This is a genomic window from Nocardioides sp. SRI_004 (genome assembly GCF_057586415.1).
Genome location: NZ_JBYCZV010000004.1, coordinates 180066 through 195668 on the forward strand (window position 1 = coordinate 180066; position 15603 = coordinate 195668).

Annotated in this window: 14 protein-coding genes and 1 tRNA gene; 9 read left to right on the top strand and 6 right to left on the bottom strand. The window is 72.9% G+C overall.

Translation table 11 applies throughout. The features are described from left to right. Positions 1-57: 57 nt before the first annotated feature. Positions 58-1080 (bottom strand): galactokinase, encoded by a 1023-nt coding sequence (locus AC2YHB_RS06770; RefSeq protein WP_487353683.1) that lies wholly within the window; start codon positions 1078-1080, stop codon positions 58-60. 80 nt (positions 1081-1160) lie between these two features. Further along, positions 1161-1805, bottom strand: coding sequence for a hypothetical protein (locus tag AC2YHB_RS06775; protein ID WP_487353684.1), 645 nt, complete (start codon positions 1803-1805; stop codon positions 1161-1163). Between the two features lie 131 nt (positions 1806-1936). Between AC2YHB_RS06775 and AC2YHB_RS06780 the strand changes: the two genes are divergently transcribed. Beyond that, the gene (locus AC2YHB_RS06780) at positions 1937-2485 is read left to right on the top strand and encodes a nucleosidase (protein ID WP_308645677.1); all 549 of its coding nucleotides are present in this window, start codon (positions 1937-1939) and stop codon (positions 2483-2485) included. Positions 2486-2487: 2 nt separating this feature from the next. On the opposite strand, the gene AC2YHB_RS06785 is transcribed toward AC2YHB_RS06780, so the two are convergent. Together AC2YHB_RS06785 and AC2YHB_RS06790 are read right to left on the bottom strand one after the other, a co-directional pair. After that, on the bottom strand, positions 2488-3081 hold the full coding sequence (locus tag AC2YHB_RS06785; RefSeq protein ID WP_487353685.1) for a LysR substrate-binding domain-containing protein: 594 nt from the start codon (positions 3079-3081) through the stop codon (positions 2488-2490). Between the two features lie 79 nt (positions 3082-3160). Beyond that, positions 3161-3436, bottom strand: a complete 276-nt coding sequence (locus AC2YHB_RS06790; RefSeq protein ID WP_036545804.1) for a Fe-S cluster assembly protein HesB — start codon at positions 3434-3436, stop codon at positions 3161-3163. Positions 3437-3630: 194 nt separating this feature from the next. Between AC2YHB_RS06790 and AC2YHB_RS06795 the strand changes: the two genes are divergently transcribed. The 5 genes from AC2YHB_RS06795 (at position 3631) to AC2YHB_RS06815 (ending at position 9355) form a co-directional block, all read left to right on the top strand. Beyond that, positions 3631-3716 (top strand) — tRNA-Leu (locus AC2YHB_RS06795). A 288-nt stretch (positions 3717-4004) separates the two neighbouring features. Beyond that, positions 4005-6419: a family 16 glycosylhydrolase gene (locus AC2YHB_RS06800; RefSeq protein WP_487353686.1), complete on the top strand. Its 2415-nt coding sequence runs from the start codon at positions 4005-4007 to the stop codon at positions 6417-6419. 118 nt (positions 6420-6537) lie between these two features. Then, positions 6538-7773 (top strand): phospholipase D-like domain-containing protein, encoded by a 1236-nt coding sequence (locus tag AC2YHB_RS06805; protein ID WP_487353687.1) that lies wholly within the window; start codon positions 6538-6540, stop codon positions 7771-7773. A gap of 81 nt (positions 7774-7854) precedes the next feature. Then, positions 7855-8847, top strand: a complete 993-nt coding sequence (locus AC2YHB_RS06810) for a hypothetical protein (protein WP_487353688.1) — start codon at positions 7855-7857, stop codon at positions 8845-8847. A 28-nt stretch (positions 8848-8875) separates the two neighbouring features. Further along, positions 8876-9355: an aminoacyl-tRNA deacylase gene (locus AC2YHB_RS06815; protein WP_487353689.1), complete on the top strand. Its 480-nt coding sequence runs from the start codon at positions 8876-8878 to the stop codon at positions 9353-9355. A 3-nt stretch (positions 9356-9358) separates the two neighbouring features. Here AC2YHB_RS06815 and AC2YHB_RS06820 read toward each other — a convergent pair whose 3' ends face one another. Next, positions 9359-10384: an AraC family transcriptional regulator gene (locus tag AC2YHB_RS06820; protein WP_487353690.1), complete on the bottom strand. Its 1026-nt coding sequence runs from the start codon at positions 10382-10384 to the stop codon at positions 9359-9361. Positions 10385-10453: 69 nt separating this feature from the next. Here AC2YHB_RS06820 and AC2YHB_RS06825 point away from each other — a divergent pair, with 69 nt between their 5' ends. Both AC2YHB_RS06825 and AC2YHB_RS06830 read left to right on the top strand, forming a co-directional pair. After that, positions 10454-11923, top strand: a complete 1470-nt coding sequence (locus AC2YHB_RS06825; protein ID WP_487353691.1) for a flavin-containing monooxygenase — start codon at positions 10454-10456, stop codon at positions 11921-11923. After that, the gene (locus AC2YHB_RS06830) at positions 11920-13617 is read left to right on the top strand and encodes a GMC oxidoreductase (protein WP_487353692.1); all 1698 of its coding nucleotides are present in this window, start codon (positions 11920-11922) and stop codon (positions 13615-13617) included. The genes AC2YHB_RS06825 and AC2YHB_RS06830 overlap by 4 nt, the downstream gene beginning before the upstream one ends. Here AC2YHB_RS06830 and AC2YHB_RS06835 read toward each other — a convergent pair. Next, positions 13595-14260, bottom strand: coding sequence for a hypothetical protein (locus AC2YHB_RS06835; RefSeq protein WP_179651322.1), 666 nt, complete (start codon positions 14258-14260; stop codon positions 13595-13597). The genes AC2YHB_RS06830 and AC2YHB_RS06835 overlap by 23 nt on opposite strands. Positions 14261-14300: 40 nt before the next feature. Between AC2YHB_RS06835 and AC2YHB_RS06840 the strand changes: the two genes are divergently transcribed. After that, complete coding sequence (locus AC2YHB_RS06840) at positions 14301-15602, top strand: M20/M25/M40 family metallo-hydrolase (protein WP_179651320.1); 1302 nt, start codon at positions 14301-14303, stop codon at positions 15600-15602. The last annotated feature ends 1 nt before the right edge of the window (position 15603 follow it).

Below are 15603 nucleotides of genomic sequence, written 5' to 3' on the forward strand. Positions count from 1 at the left end.
CGCCGCACGGGCCCGTCTCCGACCGGAGGCGGGCCCGTTCGCGTCGGGCCCCGCGGGTCAGAGCAGGCGCGCGCCCGCGGACGGCTGCACCTCGTGGTGGACCGGCGGTGCCCAGTCCTGGGCCGCATAGGCCCGGTCGACGGCAGCCCTGAGCGCCGCGGCGCCCCCGGTCGGCACCAGCGAGATCGCACAGCCGCCGAAGCCACCACCGGTCATCCGGGCGCCCAGCGCGCCGGCGGCGAGAGCGGCATCGACGGTGACGTCGAGCTCGCGGCAGGACACCTCGTAGTCGTCGCGCAGGGAGACGTGGGAGGCCGTCAGCAGCCGGCCGACCGCCGCCCAGTCACCCGTCTCGACGGCCTGCACGGTGGCGCGGACCCGCTCGTTCTCGGAGTCGATGTGGTGCCACCGCCGCGGATCGCCCGCCTCCGCCTCCGCCCGGCGCTGCGCGTAGCCGCCGTCGCCGTCTGCGAGCGAGTGCCGCACGCCGGTGTCGGTGACCAGGATCGTGAGGCCCGCCGCGGCGAGGTCGAGGGGGACGTTCGTCGCCGCGGGCGCGGCGGGGTCGGCGAAGTCGACGAGGACGCCGTGTCCCTCGGTGGCGAGGAGGCTGGCGAGCTGGTCGACGCCACCGGTCGGCGCGCCGACGTACTCGGTCTCGGCGCGGCGGCAGGCCTCGGCAAGGTCGAGCCGCGCGGCCCGGTCGAGCGGTTCGTGCAGCAGGCCGGCGAGGGCCACGGCGACCGCGCACTCGAGCGCCGCGGAGCTGGACAAGCCACCACCCAGCGGGATGGTGGAGGAGAGCGAGATGTCGAGGCCCGGAAGCTCCCAGCCGGCCTCCTCGAGCGCCCACAGCACCCCGGCGACGTACGACGCCCAGCCGGCCGGGCGCTCGCCGCGCACGCCCTCCCACGGCTCCCCGCGGTCGCTCGCGATGCGCAGCCGGTCGTCGTCCCGGGCGCTCACCGTGGCGGTCGTGGCGAGCGGGATCGCGAACGGCAGGCACAGGCCGCGGTTGTAGTCGGTGTGCTCGCCGATCAGGTTGACCCGGCCGGGGGCTACGGCACGTGCGGTCCTCATCGGACCATCCTCACCGATCGCGGCGGACCGACGGCGGCGGCCCGCCACCAGCAGGAAGGTGACGGGCCGCGGTCGGGGGATCAGCAGTCGAAGTCGCCGCGGGCGTTGCCGGTGACCTTGCCGTCCTCGACCGTCAGGACGCGTGGGCCCTCGCCGTCCTCGCCCACGCAGGCGCTGACCGACGAGCCGTCGACCGCGGTCACGACGACGCTGAAGGATCCCGTCGACGGGTGGCTCTCGGCCCACGCCAGCACGTCCTGGAAGTGGTCGGCGCCGGTGACGGCCTCGAGGGCCGCGCTGTCGCCCCCGCCGCGGACCTCCTCGCGAGCGCTGTAGAACTCGCCGACCGCCTTCGCCGAGGGGTCCTTCGAGAACTCACCGAGGTCGAGCGCGACGCCTCCGACGTCGCCGGACGCGCCGGACCCGTCAGCGCTGTCCGAGCCCTCGGAGCCCGCCGAGCCGTCGGAGTCGTCGGCTCCTGCTGCATCGCCGGAGCCGCCCGTGCCGGACGTCGCCGAGCTGTCGTCCCCGGCGGTCGCGTCGGAGAGGGCGCTCTCGGCCTTGTCCGACGCGTCGGCCGCGAGCGAGGAACCGGCCTCGCCGGCCTTCTCCCTGGCGTCGTCCGCAGCCTTGTCCGCGGCGTCCTTGGCGTCCGAGCAGGCGCCGAGGGCGAGGGCGAGCAGGGCGACGGCCGCCGCTGCGGAGGCACGCTTCATGGTGCGCATGGATGTGTCCTTCCATCGAGGTGATGGTTCCCGAGACGGAACCTCCTTGCGTGGGTGCAACGGTGAATGCGACATCGAGTCACACTGTTACCGGATCAGGTCACGGGCCGCGGTGCCCTAGGTTGGCGCCCGTGCCCCGCCACCTGATCGTCTCCGCCACCCGGGCCGAGGCGGCCCACCTGCCCGCCGGTCTCGACGTCCTCGTCACCGGCATGGGGAAGACCGCGGCCGCCACGGCGCTGGCCCGCCGCCTGGCGTCGTACGACGACCTGGCGGGCCTCGAGGTCGTCAACATCGGCACCGCCGGTGCCCTGCACGACCACGTCGACGGCCTGTTCGAGGTCGGCACCGTGCTCAACCACGACATCAACGCCGACGCTATCCGCGCGCTCGGCTACGACCCGCGCGAGCGGCTCACCGTCGGACCGTCGGCCACCGTGCTCGCGACGGGCGACGTCTTCGTGACCGACCCGGTCGTCCGGGCGCGGCTGGCCGAGCAGGCCGAGCTGGTCGACATGGAGGGCTATGCGGTCGCCTACGTCGCCGCCGAGTTCGGGGTGCCCGTGCGGCTGGTCAAGCACGTCTCCGACAACGCCGACGAGGGCGCCCTCGAGTGGGCGACGCTGGTCGACCGCAGCGCCCGGGTCCTCGGGGACTGGGTGGCGGCCAACCTCGGCTGAGGTCAGCGGCTGCTGCTGGGCTTCCGGCCGCGGACGACGCCGACGAAGTCCTGGTGGACCGGGCTGTCGGCGTCGCGCTGCCAGAGCAGGGCGACCGTGGTCGGCGGCAGGTCGACGACCCGGTGCACGACGTCCTTGCGGTGGTGCAGCCGGGCGACCGACATCGGGACGATGACCACGCCGGTGCCGGAGGCGGCCACCTCGATCGCGTCCTTCTCCGTCATCGCCGGGAAGTCGAGCTGCGGCACGCCCGGCGTCCAGCCGCTGGGGTGCGGCAGCACCAGCTGCTCGTCGGCGAGGTCGTCGGGCGCGACGACGTCCTGCTCCTCGACGGCGGCCACGAAGTGCTCGCGTCCGGCGACCACGACCGGCAGCTCGTCGTACAGGCGGACGCAGTGGAGGGGCGTGGGGGAGTCGAGGTCGACGGGGAGTCGCGCCAGCACCATGTCGGCGAGGCCCTCGTCGAGCACCGCGCGCTGGTCGGCCTGCTCGATCGGCAGCAGCTCGAGCCGGATCCGCGGGTTGCGCTCGCGCCACACCCGCGCCCACTTGTCCGGCGTGACGCCCGTGACGAACGCGATCCTCAGCTGCTCCATGGCACCAGTGTCCCGGACCGTGCCCGGGTACGGCGAAGCCCGGGCGCCGCAGCGCCCGGGCTTCGCCCTGGGGGAGGTGTCAGGCCTGCGCCAGCAGCCCGAACTGCACGGCGCCGGCGTCGTCGACTCCTGCGTCGAGGATCATCGTGTCCAGCTTCTCGGCGGCGTTGTTGTCGAGGTAGACGGTGGCCCCGTCCTGTTCCACGACCTGGTCCCCGGCCTGTGGCTGGTTGGTCGCGGTGACGGCGAAGCCGGCCTCGGCCTCGGAGATGCGCAGGCCGGCAGACTCGGCCGCATCGGGGGTGTCGGTCATCTGCTTGACGATCGTGCAGGCGTTCTCAGTCAGGGTGAGCATGATGTGCCTTCTCGTTCTCGTGGTCAGTGACCCTTCCGACCGTTGCACGGGCGCTGGGCCCGTTCAAGCGCCCCGGCGTGTCGCCGTCTCCCGGTCGGCGGGCCCGGGCCACGTCGGACCGAGCGCCGCAGAGCGGGAATCGGGGTCCCGATGCGGCATCTCGGGCCACCCTTTGCTACGGTTTCTCCGCACTCGTCCGGGTGGCGGAATTGGCAGACGCGCTAGCTTGAGGTGCTAGTGCCCGTATTAGGGCGTGGGGGTTCAAGTCCCCCCTCGGACACACAGGAAGGGCCCCGGGATCCCCGGGGCCTTTCGCCATTTCGGCCGGTTGACCGAAGGGCGCCGCGGACTAGTCCTTTGTGGGCATCCGGGTGCGCCCCTTCCACCGATGCCCAGCGGCACCCCGCGCGCCTAGCGTCAAGGGGTGGGACTTCTGGGAGGGGGAGCCGCTGTGGAATACGTGCGTGCTCGGGTTCGATCGCTTGGCCGTTCGGCCATCGTCGTCGTGGGGCTGTTGACCGTCGTTGCCGGGTTGGCCGGTTCGGGACCGGCTCTTGCCGTCGACCCGGTGGCCACCACGACGACGCTGACGATGAACGCCGACGGCACCGGGACGGTCCGGGTCGACGCCGCCGACGGCTCGGCACCGGTGAACCCGGTCGACCTGTGGGTCGACACCACCTGGTTGCAGACGTTCACGCTCGCCGATGGCCGGGCCGCGATCGACGTCGGGGCGCAGACGCCCGGTGACCACCGGATCACCGTCCGCTACCGCAACAGCGCGACCCACGCGGCCAGCCAGGCGTCGATCATGTGGACGGCACCGGGGACGGTGCAGGTCCCGACCACCACGACGCTGCAGCTCAACGCCGACGGCACGGGCACGATCAAGGTGACCGCGGCCAGCGGACCGACGCCCTCGAACCCGGTCGACCTGTGGGTCGACAGCACTTGGCAGAAGGCGTACACGCTGACCAACGGCCAGGCCGCGGTCAACCTGGGCACCCAGACCGCGGGCGACCACAAGGTCACCGTCCGGCACCGTCCGAGCAGCACCAGCGGGGCCAGCCAGGTCACCGTTCCGTGGACCGCCCCCGGCACCGTGCAGGTCCCCACGACCACCACGCTCCAGCTCAACGCCAACGGCACCGGCACGATCAAGGTGATCGCGGCCAGCCGCCCGACGCCCTCGAACCCGGTCGACCTGTGGGTCGACAGCACCTGGCAGAAGGCGTACACGCTGACCAACGGCCAGGCCGCGGTCAACCTGGGCACCCAGGCGGTGGGCGACCACAAGGTCACCGTGCGCTACCGGCCCAGCACCACCAGCGGCACCAGCCAGGTGACCGTCCCGTGGACCGCGCCCGGCACCGTGCAGGTCCCCACGACCACGACGCTCCAGCTCAACGCCGACGGCACGGGCACGATCAAGGTGACGGCCGCCAGCGGCTCGACGCCGACGAACCCGGTCGACCTGTGGGTCGACAGCACCTGGCAGAAGGCGTACACGCTCACCAACGGGCAGGCGGCCGTCAACCTCGGTACCCAGGCACTCGGTGACCACCGGATCACCGTCCGCTACCGACCGAGCACCACGACCGGAGCCAGCCAGGCGTCGCTGATGTGGACGGCGCCGGGCACGGTGCAGGTGCCCACGACGACCACCCTGGACCTCAACGCCGACGGCACCGGGACCATCAAGGTCACCGCCGACGGGGGCGCGTCCGCGTCACTCGCCAACCCCGTCGACCTGTGGATCGACAGCACGTGGCAGCGGGCGTACACCCTGACGAACGGCCAGGCGACCTTCGACCTCGGGCCCCAGCCGGGCGGCGACCACCGCGTCACCGTCCGCTACCGCCCGAGCAGCACCAGCGGCGCGAGCCAGGCGAGCCTGCCGTGGTCGGTCACGACGGCCGACCAGGTGGCGACGACGACCACCCTGAGCGTGCTGCCCGACGGCACGGCGACGATCAAGGTCGTCGCCGCGAACGGGAGCGCGACCACCAACCCGGTGGACCTCTGGGTCGACGGCCGGGCGCAGACCACGCACACGCTGACCGACGGTCGTACGACGGTCGCCCTCGGCAGCCGCGTGGGCGGGGCCCTCGGGGTCAAGGTCCGCTACCGCCCGAGCGCGACGCAGCAGGCGAGCACCGCCACCGCCACCTGGTCGGTCGACACCAGCCCGGTGCCCGCGGCGGGAGCCTGCGGCGAGACGGTCCTCAAGGCGGACGGCACGCCGTGGAGCTGCACCTTCGCCGACGACTTCGTCGGGACGACGCTCGACCGGGCGAAGTGGAACGTGCAGACCATCTTCGCCAGCGGCCACGAGGACAGCGTCGCCTGCTACGTCGACTCACCCGACAACGTCGCCGTGTCCGACGGTGCGCTGCACCTGACGGTCCGCAAGGGCGAGCGGCGGGCCTGCGAGGGCCAGGGCGGCCTGGTGACGCCGTACACCTCCGGCATGGTCACGACGGCCCACCGGTGGTCGCAGCAGTACGGCCGCTTCGAGGCGCGGGTGAAGACCACCGCGACGACGAGCCCCGGCCTGCACGAGGCCTTCTGGCTGTGGCCCGACGACCGGTATCCCGAGGGCCAGCAGGAATGGCCGGCCAACGGTGAGATCGACATCGCCGAGACCTACTCGAAGTTCGCCGACCTCGTCGTGCCCTACCTGCACACCGCCCTCGACACGGTCGGCGGGATCCTCACCGGCAGCGACGCCAACACGACGTGGAGCTGCACCGCACCCCGCGGCGAGTTCAACACCTACACCCTCGAGTGGTCACCCGAGCGGGTCGAGGTCTTCGTGAACGGGCGGTCCTGCCTGGTGAACACCTCCGGCAACGACGCCTTCAAGAAGCGCTACATCATGGCGCTGACCCAGGCCCTCGGCTCGCAGACCGGCAACACGCTGGTCGACGGGACGCCCCTGCCGGCCACGATGACGGTGGACTACGTGCGCGCCTGGTCGTGAGGGTTCCGCTTCCTGACCACCCACTGTCACCTCGGAGCAGCCTGGCGTAGGCCGGGACCGGGCAGCGTGGACCTCGCCCGACGAAGGCCGCCCTGCCGGCACCCCGCTCCGAGGTGACATGCGTCCACTCCGCCCGGTCCACCCCGTCCGTCCCGTCCGCACCCTCCTGGTCGCCCTGCTGCTCGTCGCGGCCCCGGTGCTCTCGGCGTTCACCGATGACGACGCACCGCCGGCTCCACCGCCGGCCGTGACCACCGTGGCCGCGTCCGCGACCGATCGCGCAGCCGACGGGGCGGCGTACACGTTCACGCCGCGGTCGACGCTGATCGCCAGCGACCCGGTGCGGGCGCCGCACCGGATCACCGACCAGCTGGTCCGCCTGATCGACAACGTGCCGCCCGGCGAGAGCATCGAGGTGATGACCTACTTCCTCGGCTCACCGGCGCTGGAGGCGGCGCTCGTCGACGCGTTCCGCCGGGGCGTCGAGGTGCGGGCGGTCTTCGAGGCGCACACCCGCGAGGACCACCAGGAGGGGACCGCCCTCGGCCGGATCCTCGACAGGCGTTCGACCGATCGCTCGTGGGTCCGCTTCACCGCGGGCTCGACGCGTGCCAGCCGCGGCGCGATGCACCAGAAGACGTGGCGGTTCAGCCGGGTTGGCGGGGCCCGGTTCGTCACCGTCACCGGGTCGTACAACGCCAGCGACCTCGCCGACTCCCGCGCCCACTCGCTGATGTGGCAGTGGGTCGACGAGGGCGTGTACGACGCCTTCGCGAGCGTGTGGGCCGCACAGGTGCGGATGCACGACGCGGCGCCTCGGTTGCGGACCTTCCGTGGTCCGGGCTGGTCGGCGTACTTCTCGCCGCTCACTGCACGGACGCCGGCCGGTGACCCGGTGATGCGGCGCCTGGCGGGCATCCCGGTCGGCGACGGCACCGTCATCCGGATCGCGATGTACTCGATGTGGGACACCCGTGCGCTGTGGATCGCCGACCGGCTGGCCTCGATGGCGCGGCGTGGGGCGCGGGTGGTGCTCGTCGCCGGTCCCACGGTGGCGCCCGAGGTCCGCGCGACGATGCGCAGCGGCGGGGTCGCGGTGTACGCCGGCTGCTTCCGCGACGGCACGTACACGCACTCCAAGGACATGTCGGCGTCGTGGCTCTCCGGCGGCCGGCGGCGGTACTGGACCTGGGTGGGCTCGGACAACTGGACCACCGACGGCATGGCGTCCGACGAGGCGGTGCTCGGCATCCGCAGCCGGCCGATGCACGCCCGCTTCCTCGCCTACTTCGAGCGCCTCCGCACCCGCGCCGGTGGCGTGTACGACGCCGCGTGCCGGCCCAAGGAAGGCTGACCGGTTCGACTTGCCGGGACGAAGTCCCGCGGGCCCGCCGTTGACACCAGCCCTGGGCCGCTCTCCGGTTACCGTCGACGCGTGATGACGCGTCTCCGTACCGGGCTCCTGGCCCTCCTCGCGGCCGCCGGCCTCGTGGCGGGCCTGCTGTCGACCGCTGCCCCCAGCTCCGCGGCGACCTGGTCGGTGGTGTTCCTCCACGAGGACCTCTACGCCGGGCCGGTCGTCGGCTACCACTTCTCGGTCGGCATCAACGGCACCCCACCGGCAGGGACGGTGCTGCGCTACCAGTGGCTGCGCGGCGACATCGACAACACCCCGTCCAGCTTCGAGGCGATCCCCGGGGCGACGGACAGCACCTACACGATGACGGCCGACGACCACCACCACCGGCTCAAGGTCCGGGTCCGTGCGGTCGAGGACGGCAATGTCGTCGAGGAGCGCTCCTCCGGCGTCACCAACTTCATCCTCTGGCAGATGCGGACGCCGGTGATCAGCGGCAAGCCGCTCGTCGGCCAGCTGCTGACCGCCTCCCTCGGGTCCTGGACCTCCGACTGGGACGTCGAGCCGCAGTGGCGACGTGGTCGTGTCGGCACCTCCGAGATGCGCGACATCGCCGGTGAGACGGGACTGACCTATCGCACCCGTCCTGCCGACGTCGGCAAGCCGGTGACGCTGCTGGTCATGGCCTACCACCAGTTCCCGGCGCCCAACGACGTGCTCGCGATCGACCGCCGGTGGGGATCCGTCGCCAAGGTGGGGGGCGTCGTCCCGCCCGTGCGCTGGGCCACCCGGTCGATCCTGCGCGGGACCTCGCCGGCCAAGGGGCAGCTGCGCCTGACCGCCGTCTCCTACGCCTGGTCGGACCTCTTCAAGGCCGACCAGACGCAGGTCTACGGCAACGTCCGGATCTACGACGGCTCGCGCCTGCTCACCCGCTCCTACATCGACGGTGGCCGACGCGCGATCACCCTGCGCGGCCTCAGCCGTGGGACGCACCGGATCCGGATGGTCTTCCTGCAGAACAACACCTACGCCGCCTCCAGCTCCACCACCTCGTTCACCGTGCGCTGAGGCGAGGAGGCGCCCGTAGGCTGCTGGCGTGGACGACCCCACGGACCAGTCAGCCCGCGCGATCGCGGCCGCCGAGGCCCTGGGCCTCACCTTCACCGAGACCCGGCACGGCCCGGTGCGCTCGCTGGCGGAGGCCGCGGCGGCGCGCGGCGTCGAGCCCCGGCAGATCGTGAAGACGATGGTCGTCCGGGTGGCCGAGGGCGACCACCGGTTCGTGCTGGTGCCCGGCGACCGGGAGATCGCCTGGCCGAAGCTGCGCGCCCTGCTCGGCGTCAACCGGCTCTCGATGCCGTCGGCGGACGCGGCCCGCGAGGTCACCGGCTACGTGCGCGGAACGATCACGCCGCTGGGCTCGCTCGCGCCCCTGCCGGTCATCGCCGACGAGCGGGTCGCGGGCCGGGTCTCGATCGGCGGCGGGGCGCACGGCGTCGCGCTGACCGTGGAGGCCGCCGACCTGGTGTCGGCGCTGGGCGCGACGGTCGCGGACGTCACCGACCCGGCCGCCTGACCCTCACCGGCCGGGTCGTGTGCGTCCGGCGCGCGGCGAGCGACCCGTCCAGCGCCGGTACGCCGCCCCGAAGCTGGTCGCCTCCGCGTAGCCCAGCTCCCGCGCGACGTCGTCGACGCTCAGGCCGGGACGGGCGAGGAGCTCCTCGGCGGCGCTGCGGCGTACCTCGTCCAGCAGGGTGCGGTACGACGTCCCGGCCTCGGTCAGGTGGCGCCGGAGTGAGCGCTCGCTGAGCCCGAGGACCGCCGCGACCGCGCCCATGGGGGCGCCGTCGGCGAGCCGTTGCGCGACGAGGACCCGGACCTCCTCCACCACGCCGGTCCGGCTGCGGCGGCTGGCCACGAGCTCGCGGCACAGCGCCTCGGCCATCGCGAACGCGTGGGGGTTGGCCTGGGGGAGCGGCAGGTCGAACCAGGCGGCGTCCAGGCGCAGCTCCGCCCGACCGTCCCCGGGCGAGGGAGTGGTCCCGAACGCCGACCGGAGGGCACCGGACTCGCCCGGTGCGAACGGCAGGGTCAGCGAGGTGAGCAGCGGCGCCCCGCCAGCGATCTCGCGCAGCACGGTCCAGACCGCCGTGAGGTCGCGCTCCACGAGGAACCCCCGCACGTCCGCCGGCAGGCCTCCGTCGTCGACACCGATGACGACCTGGTCGCCGTCGGTGCCGGCCGTCGGCACGCAGAAGGTGAAGCTCAGGTCGAGGAAGCGGAAGGTCAGGTTGGCCGCGTCGCCGAGCGTCGCGCTGCTCATCAGGGCGAAGCCGAGCGGTCCGAAGGTCGAGGCGTGGTAGCGGGTGCCGACGCGGACCCCCGTCATCGAGGGCGCCGCGGCGAGCAGGTTGCGCACCACCCGGAGCTCCTGCTGGGCGGTGACCTCACGCCGGTGGTCGGCCAGGTCGCGGGGACCGAGACCGCTGCCGTCCAGCAGCGCCGACGGCGCGACCCCGGCATCGGCGCCGGCCGCCACGAGCAGCGCGGTGCCGGCGACCTGCCGCGGGAAGTCCCAGGAGCGGGTCACCGGCGGCTCGAACATGTCCGGAATTATGGATCCTCTGGCCGTTGGGCGCTCGATCCCCGCGTCGGCGATTCCTAGAGTCCTGCCATGGAGCAGCCCACGTCCCCTCGTGTCATCGTGATCGGCGCCGGGTTCGGCGGCCTCGCCGTCGCCCACCACCTGCGCGCGGCCGGCATCACCGACATCACCCTCCTCGAGCGCTCCGACGACGTGGGCGGCGTGTGGCGCGACAACACCTACCCGGGCGCCGCCTGCGACGTGCCGTCGGTGCTCTACTCGTGGTCCTTCGCCCGCAAGTCCGACTGGTCGCACCGCTACGCCCGCCAGCCGGAGATCCTCGACTACATCCGCGACCACGCCGCCCGCAGCGGGCTGCGCGACCTGGTCCGGACCGGCGCCGAGGTCACGGGGGCGGCGTGGGACGACGCGACGGCCCGCTGGACCGTCACCCTCGCGACCGGGGAGGAGCTCACCTCCGACGTGCTCGTCTCCGCGGTCGGCCAGCTCTCCCGACCGGCCGTGCCGCGCATCCCCGGCCTCGACGACTTCGACGGACCGGTCTTCCACTCCGCGACCTGGGACCACGACGTCGACCTCACGGGCAAGCGGGTCGGCGTCATCGGCACCGGCGCCAGCGCGATCCAGTTCGTCCCGGCGATCGCTGGTCAGGTGGCCTCACTGACGGTGTTCCAGCGCTCGGCGCCGTACGTCGTCCCGAAGCCGGACGGCGCCTACAGCACCCGCCAGCAGCGCCGCTTCGCCCACCACCCGCGACTGCATCACCTCACCCGCCGCGGCGTCTTCCACCTCTCCGAGCAGCTCAACAGGACCCTCGACTCGGACGGCCGGCTCGCCGTCGTCCTCGAGAAGGCGTGGCAGCTCAACCTGCGCCGACACGTCAAGGACGACGGCCTGCGCGCGAAGCTCGTGCCGGACTACCCGCTGGGCTGCAAGCGGCTGCTGTTCTCCAACGACTGGTACCCGACGCTCGCCCAGCCCCACGTCGACGTCGTGACCGACGGCGTCGCCGGCGTCGAGCCGGGCGGGATCCGCACCGCGGACGGCACGCTGCACGAGCTGGACGTGGTCATCCTCGGCACCGGCTTCGCCGCCACCGAGTTCCTCGCGCCGATGGAGATCACCGGCCGCGGCGGACGTCGCCTGGCCGAGGCGTGGGCGGGCGGGGCACGCGCCCACCTGGGGATCACCGTGCCCGACTTCCCCGGTTTCTACGTGCTCTACGGCCCGAACACCAACCTCGGCGGCAGCTCGATCATCGGGATGCTCGAGGCGCAGGCCGGGTACGTCGTCCGGGCGGTCCTCGAGACCGCCGCGCGCCGGGCGCCGCTGGTCGTGCGTGCCGACCGGGCGGCGGCGTACGACGAGGAGATGCAGCGTCGTCTCGACAGCAGCGTGTGGAGCTCCTGCACGAGCTGGTACCGCGAGCCCGGCGGCCGGATCACGACGAACTGGCCGGGCACCGTGGCGGAGTACCAGCAGCGGACCTCCGCGTTCGACCCGAGCGACTTCGAGACCGTGGCGGTGGCGGCGCGATGACCCACTACGACGTGCTGGTCGTCGGCTCGGGCTTCGGCGGCAGCGTGACCGCGCTCCGGCTGTCCGAGAAGGGCTACCGGGTCGGTGTCCTCGAGTCCGGCCGCCGCTTCGCCGACGACGAGCTGCCGACCTCGTCGTGGAAGGTCCGCGACTACGTCTTCAACCCGGCGCTCGGCTGCTACGGGCTGCTCCGGATGACCCTCCTGAAGGACGTCCTCGTGCTCACCGGAGCGGGGGTGGGCGGCGGTTCCCTGGTCTACGCCAACACCCTCTACGAGCCGCCGCGGGCGTTCTTCGACGACCCGCACTGGGCCGGGATCACCGACTGGGCCGACGAGCTCGCGCCCTACTACGACCAGGCGCGGCGCATGCTCGGCGTGACGTCGTACCCACGGATGTCGCCGTCGGACCACGTGATGAAGGCGGTCGCCGACGACCTCGGGGTGGGCGACACGTTCGGGCCGACGGACGTCGGCGTGCTCTTCGGCGAGCGACCGGGGGAGCGGGTCGACGACCCGTTCTTCGGCGGCGCCGGACCGGCGCGCACGACCTGCACCGACTGCGGCGCCTGCATGACCGGCTGTCGCGTCGGCGCGAAGAACACGACCGTGAAGAACTACCTGCACCTCGCCGAACGCGCGGGCGCGGTCGTGCACCCGATGACGACGGTGACGGACGTCCGGCCCCGCCCCGGAGGTGGGTACGACGTCACGACGCGTCGCACCGAGGGCAAGGTCCGCCGCGGCCGACGCACGTTCACGGCCGACCAGGTCGTGTTCAGCGCCGCGTCGCTGGGCACGCAGCGCCTGCTGCACCGGCTCCGTGACGGCGGCAGCCTGCCCGCGATCTCGCCGCGGCTCGGCGAGCTGACCCGGACCAACTCCGAGGCGATCCTCGGTGTGCGGGCCCGCGGCGACGAGGTCGACTACTCGCAGGGCGTCGCGATCACGTCGTCGATCCACGTCGACGACCACACCCACGTCGAGCCGGTCCGCTACGGCCGCGGGAGCAACCTGCTCGGCCTGTTGATGGCGACCCTGACCGACGCGCCGCCGGACGGGCGCTCCCGGCTGGTGGCCGGCCTGCGCGAGATGTGGCGCCAGCGGCGCGACCTGCCGCACCTGCACGACCCGCGCCACTGGTCCGAGCAGACCATCGTGCTGCTGGTCATGCAGAGCCTCGACAACTCCCTGACGACGTACCTCCGCAGGCGGCCGTGGGGCCGGACCCTCACCACCCGCCAGGGCACCGGCGAGGCCAACCCGGTCTGGATCCCGCAGGGCCACGAGGTCGCCCGGCGCGTCGGCGAAGAGGTCGACGGCATCCCCGGCGGCACCTGGGCGGACCTCGTGAACATCCCGGCGACGGGCCACCTGATCGGCGGCTGCCCGATCGGGGAGTCGCCCACCGACGGGGTGATCGACCCCTACCACCGCCTGCACGGGTACGACGGCCTCCACGTCATCGACGGGTCGGCCGTGGCTGCCAACCTCGGCCTGAACCCGTCGCTCACCATCACGGCGATGGCCGAGCGCGCGGTCGCGATGTGGCCGAACCGCGGCGATGCCGACCCCCGTCCAGCCCTCGGTGGTGCCTACGAGCGCGTCCAGCCGGTCGCGCCGCTGCGGCCCGTGGTGCCGGAATCCGCCCCGGGTGCCTACCGCCTGCCCGTCATTCGGCTGGGTAGCGACTGACCTCGGTGCCGTCGAGGTCGAAGACGATGTACGACGACTGGCCGAACTCGTTGCTCGTGTAGGCCGAGATCCAGCCCCCGGCCGGCTCGTCGGGCCTCTCCAGGATCAGGTAGCAGGTCTCCGGGTCCTCGACGGTCCTGCGCACGGCCTCGCACATGCCGGCGAAGTCCGCCGGCTCGAGCGCGGAGAGGTCGAAGGGCGTCTCGGTGCTGGTTCCCTTCGAGGGATCGTCCAGCCCACCGTCCCAGTAGTAGGACAACGACCGCTCGTCGTCCGCGTAGGGCACGTCGACGACGGCGTAGCCGGGGTAGAGCACCGCACGGAACGCCTGGGTGCCACCGGTCTCCTCCTGCAGGTCGTCCAGCATCGCCGCGTAGCCCTCGACCGTCTGCGGCTCGTCGGGAGCCGTGACGCCGCGGAAGATCGCCACCACGCCCCACACCACCAGGCCCAGCACCACCGCACCGGCCGCGGGGAGCTTCCAGCCGCGGCGGCGTACCGTGCGCTCCTCGAGGGAGCGGACCGGCTTCGGCTGCTTCGGTGGCTGGTAGGCCTTGATCCGCGGCGACGTGGGCGTGCCCGGCTCCGGCTCGCCGCCGGGCGTCGGGTCGGGCCGGTAGCGCTTCCAGGTCGGGGGAGCCACGTTCGGAGGCTAGTGCCGTGCGGCGTGCAACGATGGCGACATGGCCGAATCCACCGAGGTCGTCGACCTGTGCCGCGAGCTGATCCGGATCGACACCAGCAACTACGGCAGCGAGGAGGGGCCCGGCGAGCGCAAGGCCGCCGAGCACGTCGCCGGCCTCCTCGACGAGGTCGGCATCGCCGCCGAGGTCATCGAGACCGCCCCCGGACGGGCCAACGTGCTCGCCCGCTGGGGCGGCACCGGCGCGTCCGGGCGGCAGGACGCCCTCCTGCTGCACGGCCACCTCGACGTCGTACCCGCTGCTGCGGAGGACTGGCAGGTCGACCCGTTCAGCGGCGAGGTCGACGGCGGCTACGTGTGGGGGCGCGGCGCGGTCGACATGAAGGACTTCGACGCGATGCTGCTGTCGGTCGTCCGGGCCCGCCAGCGGTCCGGGCGGGTCCCCGAGCGGCCGGTCGTCCTCTGCTTCACCGCCGACGAGGAGGCCGGCGGCCACCAGGGCGCCGAGCTGCTCGTGAAGCACCACGCGGACTGGTTCGAGGGCTGCACCGAGGCCGTCGGCGAGGTCGGCGGCTTCAGCACCACCGTCCGCGGCCGACGGCTCTACCTCATCGAGGCTGCCGAGAAGGGCATGGCCTGGATGCGGCTCACCGCCCGCGGCCGCGCCGGCCACGGCTCGATGATCAACGACGACAACGCCGTCACCCGGCTCGCGTCCGCGGTCGCCCGGCTCGGTGCCCACGAGTGGCCGGTCCGGCTGACGCCCACCATGCAGACCCTCCTGGCCGCGGTCGCCGAGCTCGTCGGCACCGAGGCCACCCCCGAGAACGCGCCCGCGCTGGTCGAGGAGTTCGGGGGAGCGGCCCGCATGCTCGGCGCGGTCCTGCGCAACTCGACCAACCCGACCATGCTCGGCGCCGGCTACAAGGTCAACGTCATCCCGACCGAGGCCACCGCCCATGTCGACGGCCGCTTCCTGCCCGGCTTCGAGGACGAGTTCTTCACCACCCTGGCCGAGCTGACCGGCGAGGGCATCGAGATCGACTACGTCTCCAACCAGCCGCCGTGGGAGATGCCGTACGACGGCGCGCTGGTCGACGCGATGACCCGCAGCCTCCTCGCCGAGGACCCCGACGCCCTGGTGGCGCCGTACCTGATGAGCGGCGGCACCGACGCCAAGCACTTCACCAAGCTCGGCATGCGCTCCTACGGCTTCGCGCCGCTGCGACTGCCCGAGGACCTCGACTTCACCGCGCTCTTCCACGGGGTCGACGAGCGGGTGCCGGTGGAGTCGCTGGAGTTCGGGGCCCGGGTGATGGACCGGTTCCTCGACCAGGTCTGAG